A 13,684-nucleotide genomic window follows, 5' to 3' on the forward strand; every position below is an offset into this window, starting at 1 on the left:
GATTAACTGAGAACGACAATAAAAAATATATTTATCAGTTATTTGGCTTTTTCAGGAACGACACATGACCAAACTCCATCAGGAGGGGGAGATACACTTCCCCGACAACATCGCACTCATCTCGACCACTGATCCCGCCAGTCATATTACCTATGCCAACCAGCACTTCTGTGATGTGGCCGGGTACGGTGCTGCCGAAATGGAAGGGGTACCCCACAATCTGGTGCGACACCCCGACATGCCCAAGGTGGCCTTCGCCGACATGTGGCAGCGGCTGCGACAGGGCAAAAGTTGGATGGGGCTGGTCAAGAACCGCGCCAAAAGCGGTCAGTTCTATTGGGTAAACGCTTACGTCACCCCGATCCTCAACGCCCAGAAGGAGATCGTCGAGTTCCAGTCGGTGCGCACCAAACCCGCCGCCAGCGATGTGGCCTGGGCCGAGCAGCTCTATGGCCTGTTGCGCAGCGGCAAGGCGCTTCCCTGGCTGAGCCGTTTTCACTTTGAACCGGGTCAGCTGACCCTCTGGCTCTCCGTTTCTGCGTTGCTCACTACCCTTGCTACTTTTGTCACCGGCAACCTGTTATGGCTGCTGCCCACCGCCTTGTTGCTGTTGGCACAGGCAATCCACGGCTGGCGATTGCAGCAGCGGCTGGCTCATCTGCTTACCCTTGCCGATCAAGACAAGGGAACCCGCCTCTGTCAGGTGCTCTACACCCGACGACGCGACACCCTGGCGGCCGTCGAACTGGCCCTGCGGATGAAGCAGGCCGAGCTCAAGGCCGTGGTCGGGCGCAGCACCGACACCAACCAGCAGATCCTGCAGGCAGCCGAGGATGACAGGGGCAATATCCAGACCATTGATACTCATCTGCAGCAGCAGCGCGCCCATAGCGAGCAGCTGGCGACCGCCATCACCGAGCTGAGCCACTCCATTCGGGATGTGGCCCACAGTGCCCATGAGGCTAGCAATCTGGTCATAGAGGTACAGCAGGTCTCCGACGAGGGGCTGCAAGCATTGGCGACCACCCGATCTGCCGTCAACCAACTCCATCAGGAGCTGGATGCCAACCACGCCGTGCTGGCCCAGCTCACCAGCGACAGCCAGAAGATCAGCGGTATTCTGGAGGTGATCAGTCAAATCGCCGACCAGACCAACCTGCTCGCCCTCAATGCGGCCATCGAGGCCGCCCGGGCGGGCGAACAGGGGCGCGGTTTTGCCGTGGTGGCGGATGAAGTGAGGGCGCTGGCCCAGAAGACCCGTGCCTCGACCAGCGAGATCCACGAGATGATCCAGGCGCTGCAACAGACCACACGACAGCTGTCGGACGGAATGACACAAGGGGCACAGACCTCGGTACGCTGCCAGCAGCACGCGGGCACCACCGCCGACGTGCTCACCCAGATCAACAGGATGCTGGGGCAGGTAACCCGCACCAGCGACGAGATCGCCCAGGCGGTAAGCCAGCAGGCCGACGTCACGGCGACCCTCGATGAAGGGGTACACCAGATCCACCAACTGGCCAGCCACACCGCCGACAACAGCAGGCAGGCCCTCGATGGCATCACCCTGCTGGTAGAGCGGCTGCAGGACCTCTCGCGGCTGATCAACCAGTTCAGATATTGAAGCGACAGTAATAAAAAAAGCGCGTCAACTGACGCGCTTTTTGGCTGCTCTTGCCTTGGCACAACTGGCTTATTCGGCCGTCTCGCTGGCGGCAAACTCCGGCACCTTGGCCATGGCATCCAGCACCACCTGAATATCCGCCCCCGGTTTGCAGGCGTTTTCGCTCAGGTGGCGACGCCAGGCGCGCGCCCCCTGCATGTTCTGGAACAGCCCCAGCATGTGGCGGGTCATGTGCGAGAGGTAGTTGCCCTTGGCCAGCTCCTGCTCGATATAGGGCAGCATCATCCGCACCACCTCGTGGCGGCTCGGCACGGCGTTATTCTGGCCGAATACCAGGTTGTCTACCTGCGCCAGAATGTAGGGGTTCTGATAGGCTTCGCGCCCCATCATGACGCCGTCCACGTGTTGCAGGTGCTCAAGGGTCTGCTCCATGGAGGTGACACCGCCGTTGAGGGCGATGGTGAGATCCGGGTAATCCTGCTTGACCCGATAGACCCGAGGATAATCGAGGGGCGGGATCTCGCGGTTCTCCTTGGGACTCAGGCCGCTCAGCCAGGCCTTGCGGGCATGGACGATGAAGGTGTCGCAACCGGCATCGCGCACCTGTTCGATAAAGGCCTGCAAAAATTCGTAGGAGTCCTGATCGTCGATGCCGATGCGGGTCTTCACCGTTACCGGAATATCGACCACATCGCGCATCGCCTTGACACAGTCCGCCACCAGTGCCGGTTCACCCATCAGGCAGGCACCAAAGCGGCCATTCTGCACCCGATCGGAGGGGCAACCGACGTTGATGTTCACCTCGTCATAGCCGCGCTCCTCGGCCAGCTTGGCACAGCGCGCCAGATCGGCCGGATTGCTGCCACCCAGCTGCAGGGAGATGGGGTGCTCCTGCTCGCTGTAACCCAGATAATCACCCTTGCCGTGGATGATGGCGCCGGTGGTCACCATTTCGGTATAGAGCAAGGTCTGGCGGCTCATCAGTCGATGAAAATAACGGCAATGCCGATCGGTCCAGTCCAGCATGGGGGCGATGGAAAAACGCTGCGCCTGCATAAAAATCATCCGGGTTGGCTAAAGAAAGGGGCGGATTTTATCACAACGTGAAGCAGCCCCAGAAAATGAATTTTGTCGCCGCGCCATGCGAGGCCCTGTGATAGTATCCAGCTAATAGAAAGGGCAATTGCGCGATCATGAATCAAGACCAACTTTTACAACGAGCCGAGCGACTCTGTGTACAGCGAGGGATCCGCTTCACCCCGACCCGACGTCAGGTATTTCGCCTGCTGGCGGCACATGGCAATGCCATCAGCGCCTATGATTTGTTGGCTCAACTGCAGCAAACGGAAGCCAACGCCAAACCGCCAACCGTATACCGTGCACTCGATTTTCTGCTCGAACAGGGCTTTGCCCACAAGGTGGAATCGCTGAACGCATTTATCTTCTGCTGCCACTTCGATCATGCTCACCCGATGCAGCTGCTCATCTGCGATGACTGCGGCGAGGTGGTCGAGCTGCACGACACGGCGATCGATAGCGCGTTTTCCGAGCAGGCCCATCTGCATGGTTTTACTATTACCAATAAGACGATAGAGGCACATGGCCAATGTGCTCGCTGTACGCCCACTGTAGGAAGTCATCATGAAGGCTGATTTTGTAAATCCGTTCCTGCTCTCTCTGCTCAATGTGCTCTCCACCATGGCACAGCTGGAACTCAAACCGGGCAAACCAAAACGCAAGATGGACGAGCTGGCTCGCGGCGATGTCTCAGGCCTGATCGGCATGGTCGGCCCGCAGACCCGTGGTTCCCTCTCCATCAGCTTCGAAAAGGGGCTGGCGCTGGAGATCATGCGCCGCATGCTGGGGGAAGCTCCTGCCACCATCAATGAAGAGGTGACCGACATGGTCGGTGAAATCACCAACATGGTGACCGGTGGTGCCAAGCGGATGCTGGGCGAGAAGGGCTACGAGTTTGACATGGCCACTCCGGTTATCGTCTCCGGCCCCAACCACACCATCACTCACCGTGCCGATGGCACCAAGATCATGATGCCTTTCGAATCTGATTTTGGTCGTGCCACCATCGAAATCTGCTTCGAGTAGTCACGATGTGGACTGCCTTGAAATGGTTCTTTATCTGCTGGGCGTTGTTGCTGATCCTCTCTGATATCCAGATCAGCACCTCCCTCTACAAATACGAAGACAATCGGGTAGTCATCAACTTCCCCCGCTGGCAGGCCAAAGCGCCGTGGGGCACCTTCGAATGGCATGCCGGGCGCGTACAAACCCACTGGTATGGTCTGGATGGCAAGCCCAAACCGGAAGGCCCGCGCATCTAGTTCGCCTGCTTGAAGACCCATACCAAGAGGCCAGCATCTGCTGGCCTCTTTTGTTATACGAACGAGTGAGTCACCTGTTTACGCTGCCTCCGCAGCCAGATCGCCGACCGGCCGCACCAGCATGCCAAGCACACAAGCCAGCAGGGTTGGCATCAGCCAGGCGAGCCCCTTGTCAAACAGCGGCAGGAAGGCAAACGCCTCCATCTTCATGCCGGCAGCCCCCAGTCCATCGAGGCAACCAAACAGGAAGGCCACCGCCAGCACGCAGCGGAACGCCAGACGCGGGCGACCAAAGTAGCCCTTGAGGAAGGTGACCAGCACCAGCGCGATGGCGACCGGATAGATGGCCACCAGCACCGGAATGGAGAGGCCGATCAACTCGCTCAGCCCCACATTGGCCACCAGCGCACAGAGTGCCCCCAGCAGCATGACCCAGTTGCGATATGCCCAGCCAGTCAGACCGTGGAAGTAGTCGGCACCGGCACAGAGCAAGCCAACCGCGCTGGTAAAGCAGGCCAACGTAATAATGGCCGCCAGAATGAACTGACCCGGCTGACCAAACAGGCTCAACACATAGGCATTGACGATGGTGCCACCATTGCTGATATCGCTCGCGACCCCTTCAGCGCTGTTGCCCAGATGAAAGAGCGAGATATAGACAGCCGACAATCCGACCGCCGAGATCAACCCCGCGATGGTCAGATATTTGAACTGGCTGCGATAATCCTCAACCCCCTTCTGGCGCAGCAAACCTATGATCAGGGCACCGAACATCAGGGAGGCCAGGGTATCCATGGTGTTGTACCCCTCCAGCATCCCCTTGGTCAGAGCCGCGTCTATGTACTCACCGCTGGCATCGGGCATGGTGCCCTGCGGCGCCACAAAGACCCCGACTGCCAGAATGAGCAGCATCACCATCAGGGCCGGCGTCAGGTACTTGCCGACCGCATCGAGCAGCTTGCCGCGATCGAGCGCTACCAGGATCACCAGCGCAAAGAAGCTCAGGGTATAGAGCAGCAGCCCCCCATGACCGGCATCGCCCAGCCAGGGCTTGAGCCCCATCTCGTAGGCAACCAGACCGGTGCGGGGAATGGCAAACGCGGGCCCCATGATGATGTAGATGGCGATGGCCAGCGCAGTGGCAACGCCTGCCGGCAGATAGCGGGTCAGCTCGGTCCAGCCGCCGGCACCACGCCCGGAGCTACCCTTGGCCACCGCAATCAGGGTGATCAGCGGCAGCCCCACCGCCGTCAGCAGAAAACCGCACATGGCGGCAACCAGATGCTCACCGGCCATAAAGCCGGCCAGCGGCGGAAAAATGATATTGCCTGCCCCCAGATAGAAGGCGAACGTCATAAACCCCAATCCGAATACGTCGGACAACTTCAATGATTTCGTCAAACCCAACCTCATCTGCCTTCTCAGCTTGTTATTGATTGCACCCACTGCCTGGCAGATAACCGGTAACAATACCTCTCGCCCCCACACGGCCCGCAGACCGGATGAGGCGCACCACCTTTAGCATAAAGAAGAGGAGTTCGATCTCAATCACCAATTAATATCTTGAAACAATTTACCGCTGTGGAATTAATCGCCGAACAACTCGGCGCTCCATAAACAGATGTCGCACGTGGCGTATGGGAGGTGAGAAGAGGGGAACGGGTTATAGCGGCAAGATACGGCTGCTCAGATGCTATCTGGGAACGGTGACAACTACGGCAGTGTAAAGCGAGGCGAGAAGCGAGGCTCACAGAAAACAAAAGAGCCTGCACGGGGCAGGCTCTTGGCAATATCAGATCGGGTGTGATCAGGCAGCTTCGGCAGCCATCTCGGTTGGACGCACCATCACGCCAACTACGCAGGCCAGCAGGGTCGGCATCAGCCAGGCGAGGCCCTTGTCGAACAGCGGCAGGAAGGCAAACGCATCCATCTTCATACCGGCAGCACCCAGACCATCCAGGCAACCGAACAGGAAGGCAACCATCAAGACGCCACGGAACACCAGACGGGGACGGCCGAAGTAACCCTTCAGGAAGGTGACCAGTACCAGCGCCACGGCAACGGGATAGATGGCAACCAGCACCGGAATGGAGAGGCTGATCAACTGGCTCAGACCCACGTTGGCCACCACAGCACAGATAACGCCCAGCAACACCACCAGCTTCTTGTAAGCCATGCCGGTCAGATTGTGGAAGAAATCGGAACAGGCAGAGATCAGGCCCACGGCAGTGGTGAAGCAAGCCAGAGTGATGATGGCCGCCAGAATGAACTGACCCGGCTGACCAAACAGGCTCAGTACGTAGGCGTTGACGATAGCGCCACCATTGCTGACATCGGTCGCCACACCGGCTGCAGTGTTACCCAGCTGGAACAGGGAGACGTACACCACGCTCAGACCAACGGCAGAGATAAGGCCGGCAATGGCCAGATACTTGAACTGGCTCTTGTAATCGTTGATGCCTTTCTGGCGCAGCAGATCGACGATCAGGGCGCCAAACATCAGGGACGCCAGGGTGTCCATGGTGTTGTAGCCTTCCAGGATCCCTTTGACGAAGGGGCTGTTCTGATAGTCACCGGACGCATCAGGCATGGAGCCTTGCGGCGCAACAAATACCCCGATCGCCAGAGTCAGCAGCAGCAGCATCAGTACCGGAGTCAGGTATTTGCCGATGGCGTCCATCAGCTTGCCCTGGTTCATGGAGACCAGAATGGCCACACCAAAGAAGATCACGGTATAGGCAGCCAGACCCGCTTGCCCCATGTCACCGATAAACGGCTTGAGGCCCATCTCGTAGGCAACCAGACCGGTACGGGGCGCGGCAAAGGCCGGGCCGATGATGATATAGATGGCAACGGCCAGCGCAGTCGCGACACCGGCAGGCAGCAGCTTGGTCATGCCAGCCCAACCGTTACCGGCTTTCGCCACGGCCAGAATGGTCACCAGAGGCAGGCCCACGGCAGTGACCAAGAAGCCAAACATCGCCAGGGAGAGGTGCTCACCAGCCATGTAACCGGCCAACGGCGGGAAAATGATGTTACCGGCGCCCAAGTAGAAGGCGAAGGTCATAAACCCTAATCCGAGTACATCGGACAATGTGAGTGATTTCGTCAAGTTCAACCTCGTCTGTCTTGTAAATTATTGCTTGTTATAGTTTTTATCGGTCGCTGACCGGGTGTGTTCAGGGGGTATAAAAAAAGAGCCCCGCATGTTTTTTCATCGCAACCAGTGGTTTTAGCTGGTCTGGAGCGGGCGCTCGATCTGGAACCAGCATAATGGCGTGAAAAAATAGTTCAAGACGAAATTTACATCTTCAAATAGAAGGGGTTGGTCAGTTGGATATATCTGTCGGAATAGGCCCCATCAGCAGAATGGATCACAATTTCACCCCTCTCACACCTGTTTAATCCTCTGCCAAGTAGCAATAAAACACGATTTGCCTCTTTACCCTCTCTGGTGATAACAGCTGTATAACAAATGCCATGCAGATCATAATTCGCCGAAATGCATAAAATTTCATCGGCCATCGCCGTCGGCAGCACCAGCGCTACCTGCCCATTCGGGCTCAGCAAACGATCGCAGGCCGCCAGTAATGCGTGGCTGTCGAGGGCGCCGGTATGGCGGGCCAACGCCCGCGCCGGATCGCTAAATGACTGGCCTGCCACGAAATAGGGAGGGTTGGAGACGACAAGATCGTAAGGGTCGGCCTGATAATCCTGAATGGCACTCTCTATGACGGTCACCCGATCGGCCCAGGGAGAGGCAGCCGCATTCTCCCGCGCCTGACTGGCCGCATTAATATCCAGTTCGACCGCATCAAGACGGCAGTCAGATCTGCTGCGTTGGGCCAGCATCAGGGCGATCAGGCCGCTGCCGGTGCCGATATCGAGCACTCGACGCGCCTGTTCGACCGGCGCCCAGGCACCGAGCAAAATGCCATCGGTGCCCACCTTCATGGCGCAGCGATCGTGATTGATATGGAACTGTTTGAAGGTAAATCCGCGACTACGTCCCATCTGGCCCCCGTCATCTGCAAAAATGGTGGGCGATTATAGCGGCTAAGACACACTCACCAATAGGAGCCGACGAGATAATCGCCTATAATCTGCCGTTTCCTTAATGACCGAGTATTGCCATGAGCCAGTCCTTTGATGATTTCGACCTGCACCCAGCCCTCAACCGGGCCTTGGCCGAGATGGGATTCACCCGCCCCACCACCATCCAGCAGATGGTGCTGGAGCCAGCCCTGGACGGCCGCGATATTCTGGCATCCGCTCCGACCGGTACCGGCAAGACTGCCTCCTTCCTGCTGCCGGCACTCCAGCACCTGCTGGACTTCCCGCGCCGCAAGCCGGGCCCGTGCCGCATGCTGATCCTGACCCCGACCCGCGAGCTGGCGCTGCAGGTGACCGCCCACGCCAAGGCGCTGGCGGCCCATACCAACCTCAGCATCGAAACCATCATCGGCGGCGTCAGCCATGAAGAGCAGCTGCCTGCCCTGACCAAGACCACCGACATAGTGGTGGCCACCCCGGGCCGTCTGCTCGAATACATCGAGAAAGAGGAGTTCGAGAGCCACGACATCGAAGTGCTGGTGCTGGATGAAGCGGACCGCATGCTGGACATGGGCTTTATCAAGGATGTGAACCGCATCGTGGCCGAAGCGCGCTACCGCAAGCACACCATGCTCTTCTCCGCCACCCTGGAAGGGGCCGGCCTTGAGAAGTTCGCCAACGAGATCCTCAAGGATCCGGTGGAGCTGCACGCCGAGCCGCCCCGCAGCGAACGTCGCCCCATCACCCAGTGGATCCATCTGGCTGATGACGCCGCCCACAAGCTGGCGCTGCTGACCCATATCCTGAAAGATCCGGAAACCCAGAAAGCCATCATCTTCGTCAAGACTCGCGAGCGTCTGGCGGAGCTCTCCGGCCAGCTGCAGGCTGCAGGTATCTCCTGCGCCTGGATCCGTGGCGAGATGGAGCAGAGCAAGCGTATCGAGTCGATCCGCAAGTTCCACGAAGGGGAAGTGCCCTTCCTCATCGCCACCGACGTCGCCGCACGCGGCATCGACCTGCCGAACGTCAGCCATGTCATCAACTACGACATGCCCTACGGCGCCGATGTCTACGTCCACCGGATTGGCCGTACCGGCCGCGCCGGCAACCGTGGCTGTGCCATTAGTCTGGTAGAAGCCCACGACATGGCGATGGTCGCCAAAATCGAACGCTACACCGAGGAGCGCCTCAAGCGCCGGGTGATCGACGAGCTGCGCCCGAAACACAAAGAAGCGCGGGTACCGGTGAAGAAGAAAAAGCCGGTCGACAAGAAGAAGTCCGCCAAGAAGAAAAAGAAGAAGTGATCGTCTGGCGATAAAGAGAAGGGCCATCCCGCGGGATGGCCCTTCTGCATTCTGAATCACTCTGACGAGTGGTTATGCCACCACTCTGCGCATTCCCATATGGGGGATATCATCTTCGAGATAGCCTTCCCCTTCCGCCACAAAACCGTGTTGGCCATAGAAGCCCTGCAGATGGGCCTGCGCCCCCAGCCAAATGCTGTGGGTCGGCCAGCGCGCCTCGCACGCCTTGACCGCCTCGCTGATCAGCTGGTGACCGAGACCGCCGCCGCGCGCCTTGGGTGAGGTCACCACCCGGCCGATGGCGGAACCGCTCTCGTCGCCGATGCCGGGCGCCATAATCCGCGCGTAAGCAGCAAGCTGGTCGCCCTGATAGCCGAGCAGGTGCCAGACCCCCTCGCGGCGATCGAGCCCGTCCAGATCCTGAAAGGGGCAGGTCTGCTCCACCACGAACACCTCGGCCCGCAGCGCCAGCAACTCATACAACTCGTCAGTGGTCAGTTCAGACCAGGGTTTCAGGATCCAGTTCATCGGCAACTCCTTATTAGTTCGGCCTGCCAGCATAAATCGTGGCGCCAGCGCCCTGCATTAACCTTTGTTAAGTTCTTTCAGCCGTTTGCGAATGCGGCTCAGACTAATGGGAGTGATACCGAGATAGGCGGCAATCTGGTGGTCTGGCACTCTGGCATCGAGAGCAGGAAAACTGTCGAGAAAGTGCTGATAGCGCGCCTGCGGGCTGCCGGTCAGCAGCAACTGCTCCTTCTCCTCCTTGATGCGCAGCTGCACCTCCAACAGGTGCTGGTACCAGCGCAGCCAGCCGGGCAGCTGGCGCAAGTCGACCAGACTGAACAGTTGCAGATGGCAGGGCTCCAGCGCCTCCACGCTGTAGCGGGCTGGCTCGCCACTAAGCAGGTGGTGGAAGTCGAGAAACTCGTCCCCCTCCCAGTAGAACTCCTTGATGTACTCGCGGCCATCCTCCAGCACCAGCTTGGCCCGCAGCAGCCCCTGCTCCACCCTGACCAGCAGATCCGGGCTGTCACCGGCGTGCCAGAGGCAGCTTTTCGGGCTGAGGGTCAGCGGGCGGGCAAAAGAGAGGAGGCGCGCGGCCTCCTCTTTATCTGCGACCTGCGCCCAATCGAAGGGGGGTCTGTCAGTCAGCATGATCAAGCGCGGCGCTGACGCACAGCTTCAAACAGGCAGACACCGGTTGCCACCGAGACGTTGAGGCTGGATACCGCCCCCGCCATCGGGATGCTCACCAGCTCATCGCAGTGCTCGCGGGTCAGACGGCGCATCCCCTTGCCTTCAGCCCCCATCACCAGCGCCATCGGGCCGGTCAGTTTGGCCTGATAGAGGTCGTGATCGGCCTCGCCAGCGGTGCCGACAATCCAGACGCCGCGCTCCTGCAATTCGCGCAGGGTACGGGCCAGGTTGGTGACCTGAATGAGCGGCACCACTTCGGCCGCGCCACAGGCAACCTTGCGCACGATCGGGGTGAGACCCGTGGCCTTGTCCCGCGGCACGATCACCGCATGAGCCCCGGCAGCATCGGCGCTGCGCAGGCAGGCGCCGAGGTTGTGCGGGTCGGTCACGCCATCCAGCACCAGCAGGAAGGGCTGGCTCTGTTGTGCCGCTAACTCGTCCAGCAAGCTGGCCAGATCGTGCTCGGCGAGCTTCGGCGCCTCTTTCACCCGGGCCATGATGCCCTGGTGATTGTTGCCTTCCGCTTTGTCATCAAGGGTCTTGCGGTTCACGCTCTGCACCTTGAGGCCGAGGGATTCCAGCTCGGTCAGCAGGGGTTGCAGCCGGTCATCATCCCGCCCCTTCAGCGCCCATACCTCGATGAAACGCTCCGGGGTGCGCTCCAGCAGCGCGGATACAGCGTGAATGCCGTAGATCAGTTCAGTACTCATTTAGTGCTCTTGGCCTTATCGCGAGCCTTTTTGCTCGGTCGTCTGTTGCTCGGTTTGGCACGGCCACCCTTGTCGGATTTGCCGTGATCCTTGCCCTCTTTACGTTTTTCGTGGCGCTGGGCGCTCTTGGCCTTCTCTTTCTTGATCTCGGCCTGCTTGCGCGCCATCTCTTTGGCGTTCTTGCCGGTGGCCTTGAGCGGCTCTTCGACCATCACGAAGTCGATCTTGCGATCGTCCAGGTTCACGCCCATCACCTTGACCCGCACCTTGTCACCCAGACGGTAGCGACGGCGGAAGTTCTCGCCGATCAGCTGCATGTGCAGGGGATCAAACTGGTAGTAGTCGTTGGTGAGGGTGCTGACGTGCACCAGACCATCGATGTGGATCTCGGCCAGACGCACGAAGAAGCCAAAGCCGGTGACGCTGGCGATAACGCCGTCAAACTCGTCACCCACGTGATCCAGCATGTACTCGCACTTGAGCCAGTCGGCCACATCGCGGGTCGCATCGTCGGCACGGCGCTCGGTCATGGAGCAGTGCTCGCCCATCGGGTCCACTTCTTCCAGCTGGTAGTGATAACCACCGCTCGGGGTCCACTTGTGGCGCAGGTTGCCCTGCTGCTCCTTGGCAGTCTGGTACTTGATCGCCCGGTGCAGGATCAGGTCTGGGTAGCGACGGATTGGCGAGGTGAAGTGCGCGTAGGACTTCAACGCCAGACCGAAGTGACCGATGTTGTCAGCCTGATAGATGGCCTGACGCATGGAGCGCAGCAGCATGGTGGAGAGCAGCTCCGCATCCGGGCGCCCTTCAAACTTGGCAGCCAGCTCGGCAAAGTCTTTCGGCTCGGGCTCGAGGCCGCCTTTGAGCTCCAGACCCAGTTCGGCCAGGAAATCGCGGAAACCGGTCAGACGCTCTTCGCCCGGACGGTCGTGGACCCGGAACAGGGCAAAGGCTTCGTTCTTCTCGATATAACGGGCCGCGGCGACGTTCGCCTGGATCATGCACTCTTCGATGATCTTGTGGGCATCGTTGCGCACCAGTGGCACGATGCGGTCGATCTTGCGCTGGGCGTTGAAGATGAAGCGGGTCTCCTCGCTCTCGAACTCCACCGCGCCGCGCTGGTGACGGGCATGCTTGAGCGCCTTGTAGAGGTTGTTCAGCTCTTCGATGTGGCCCACCAGCGGATCATACTGCTGACGCAGCTTGGGATCCCCGTCGAGGATCGCCGCCACCTTGGTGTAGGTCAGACGGGCGTGAGAGTTCATTACCGCTTCGTAGAACTTGTAGCCGGACATGCGACCAGCGGCGGAGATGGTCATCTCGCACACCATGCAGAGGCGGTCTACTTGCGGGTTCAGGGAACACAAGCCGTTGGAGAGCACCTCCGGCAGCATGGGCACCACGAACTCGGGGAAGTAGACGGAGTTGCCGCGCTGATAGGCTTCGGCATCCAGCGCCGTGCCGGGCTTCACGTAAGCGGAGACATCCGCAATGGCGACCCACAGGCGCCAGCCACCACCACGCTTGGCTTCACAGAAGACGGCGTCATCGAAGTCACGGGCATCTTCCCCGTCGATGGTCACCAGCGGCAGGGCACGCAGGTCGATGCGGCCCTCTTTGGCTTTCTCCGGCACCTGTTCGCCAAGACCGGCAACCTCTTTGGTCACCTCTTCCGGCCAGGTGTGCGGGATACCGTGGGTACGCAGGGCAATTTCGATCTCCATGCCCGGCGCCATGTTCTCGCCCAGCACTTCCAGTACGGTGCCGACGGCATTGATGCGGGAGGTGGCGCGCTGGTTAATGCGCACAACCACGACCTGGCTCTGGCGAGCCCCTTTGTTTTCCCCTTCCGGGATGATGATGTCCTGGCCGATACGGCTGTCATCCGGCACCACGAAACCAACGCCATTCTCGACGAAGTAACGGCCGACAATGTCTGCCTCACGGGACTTGAGCAGGCGCACCAGACGCGCTTCCTGACGACCCTTGCGGTCAATCTCGGTCGGCTGCACCAGCACGTAATCGCCATGCATCAGGCGTTGCATCTCTCGGTTGTTCAGATACAGATCCGGACCACCACCTTCCGGACGCAGAAAACCGAAGCCATCCTTGTGGCCGATTACATAACCTTTGACCAGATTCAGGCGATCCGGCAGGGCATAACATTGGTTGCGAGTGAATACCAGTTGTCCATCACGCTCCATGGCGCGCAGACGACGACGCAAGGCTTCCAACGGCTCTTCATCTTTCAGCTTGAGGACCTTGGCCAACTCTTCACGGGACATGGGCTTTTCATGGCCCTTGATGAGTTCCAGGATCAACTCGCGACTGGCGATGGGGTTATCGTATTTTTCGGCCTCGCGTTCGAGGAAAGGATCTTTTTGAGACATAAGCAGGCCTTAGGGTAGGTGGTAACGGTGCCATTATATCGGAGGGGGGGGCGAATGGCATCCA

13 protein-coding genes are annotated in these 13,684 nt (G+C 59.5%); 5 read left to right on the top strand and 8 right to left on the bottom strand.

Features of this window, described 5'->3' with window-relative positions:
- Positions 1–64: 64 nt before the first annotated feature.
- The gene (locus AB5Z02_RS05105) at positions 65–1,624 is read left to right on the top strand and encodes a methyl-accepting chemotaxis protein (RefSeq protein WP_368215451.1); all 1,560 of its coding nucleotides are present in this window, start codon (positions 65–67) and stop codon (positions 1,622–1,624) included.
- Positions 1,625–1,693: 69 nt separating this feature from the next.
- Here the strand turns inward: AB5Z02_RS05105 and dusA are convergent, their stop codons facing one another.
- The gene (dusA, locus tag AB5Z02_RS05110; RefSeq protein ID WP_064335427.1) at positions 1,694–2,680 is read right to left on the bottom strand and encodes a tRNA dihydrouridine(20/20a) synthase DusA; all 987 of its coding nucleotides are present in this window, start codon (positions 2,678–2,680) and stop codon (positions 1,694–1,696) included.
- 137 nt (positions 2,681–2,817) lie between these two features.
- On the opposite strand from dusA, the gene zur reads away from it, so the two are divergent.
- From zur to AB5Z02_RS05125, 3 genes are read left to right on the top strand one after another with little or no spacing between them, the layout of a single operon-like run.
- Positions 2,818–3,276: a zinc uptake transcriptional repressor Zur gene (gene zur, locus AB5Z02_RS05115; protein ID WP_041209211.1), complete on the top strand. Its 459-nt coding sequence runs from the start codon at positions 2,818–2,820 to the stop codon at positions 3,274–3,276.
- Positions 3,266–3,727 carry a chemotaxis protein CheX gene (locus AB5Z02_RS05120; protein ID WP_033115052.1) on the top strand — a complete coding sequence of 154 codons (462 nt, stop codon included), beginning with the start codon at positions 3,266–3,268 and terminating at the stop codon, positions 3,725–3,727. The genes zur and AB5Z02_RS05120 overlap by 11 nt, the downstream gene beginning before the upstream one ends.
- Before the next feature lie 5 nt (positions 3,728–3,732).
- Positions 3,733–3,963, top strand: coding sequence for a hypothetical protein (locus AB5Z02_RS05125; protein WP_041209212.1), 231 nt, complete (start codon positions 3,733–3,735; stop codon positions 3,961–3,963).
- A gap of 78 nt (positions 3,964–4,041) precedes the next feature.
- On the opposite strand, the gene brnQ (AB5Z02_RS05130) is transcribed toward AB5Z02_RS05125, so the two are convergent.
- The 3 genes from brnQ (AB5Z02_RS05130) to AB5Z02_RS05140 form a co-directional block, all read right to left on the bottom strand.
- Positions 4,042–5,319 carry a branched-chain amino acid transport system II carrier protein gene (brnQ, locus tag AB5Z02_RS05130; protein WP_368215539.1) on the bottom strand — a complete coding sequence of 426 codons (1,278 nt, stop codon included), beginning with the start codon at positions 5,317–5,319 and terminating at the stop codon, positions 4,042–4,044.
- 451 nt (positions 5,320–5,770) lie between these two features.
- On the bottom strand, positions 5,771–7,075 hold the full coding sequence (gene brnQ, locus AB5Z02_RS05135; RefSeq protein ID WP_005335813.1) for a branched-chain amino acid transport system II carrier protein: 1,305 nt from the start codon (positions 7,073–7,075) through the stop codon (positions 5,771–5,773).
- A 191-nt stretch (positions 7,076–7,266) separates the two neighbouring features.
- The gene (locus tag AB5Z02_RS05140; protein ID WP_213387725.1) at positions 7,267–7,977 is read right to left on the bottom strand and encodes a tRNA1(Val) (adenine(37)-N6)-methyltransferase; all 711 of its coding nucleotides are present in this window, start codon (positions 7,975–7,977) and stop codon (positions 7,267–7,269) included.
- A 119-nt stretch (positions 7,978–8,096) separates the two neighbouring features.
- Between AB5Z02_RS05140 and srmB the strand changes: the two genes are divergently transcribed.
- Positions 8,097–9,320: an ATP-dependent RNA helicase SrmB gene (srmB, locus tag AB5Z02_RS05145; RefSeq protein ID WP_005343175.1), complete on the top strand. Its 1,224-nt coding sequence runs from the start codon at positions 8,097–8,099 to the stop codon at positions 9,318–9,320.
- Between the two features lie 72 nt (positions 9,321–9,392).
- Here srmB and AB5Z02_RS05150 read toward each other — a convergent pair whose 3' ends face one another.
- From AB5Z02_RS05150 to rnr, 4 genes are read right to left on the bottom strand one after another with little or no spacing between them, the layout of a single operon-like run.
- Complete coding sequence (locus tag AB5Z02_RS05150; RefSeq protein WP_103250884.1) at positions 9,393–9,848, bottom strand: GNAT family N-acetyltransferase; 456 nt, start codon at positions 9,846–9,848, stop codon at positions 9,393–9,395.
- A gap of 57 nt (positions 9,849–9,905) precedes the next feature.
- Positions 9,906–10,478, bottom strand: coding sequence for a Crp/Fnr family transcriptional regulator (locus tag AB5Z02_RS05155; RefSeq protein ID WP_103250883.1), 573 nt, complete (start codon positions 10,476–10,478; stop codon positions 9,906–9,908).
- A 2-nt stretch (positions 10,479–10,480) separates the two neighbouring features.
- Complete coding sequence (gene rlmB, locus AB5Z02_RS05160) at positions 10,481–11,230, bottom strand: 23S rRNA (guanosine(2251)-2'-O)-methyltransferase RlmB (protein ID WP_019445734.1); 750 nt, start codon at positions 11,228–11,230, stop codon at positions 10,481–10,483.
- Positions 11,227–13,620: a ribonuclease R gene (gene rnr, locus AB5Z02_RS05165; protein WP_005354835.1), complete on the bottom strand. Its 2,394-nt coding sequence runs from the start codon at positions 13,618–13,620 to the stop codon at positions 11,227–11,229. Before rnr ends, rlmB begins: the two co-directional genes overlap by 4 nt.
- Positions 13,621–13,684 lie beyond the last annotated feature (64 nt).

The organism is Aeromonas sp. R2-3 (assembly GCF_040908375.1).
GTDB classification, from domain to species: domain Bacteria; phylum Pseudomonadota; class Gammaproteobacteria; order Enterobacterales; family Aeromonadaceae; genus Aeromonas; species Aeromonas veronii.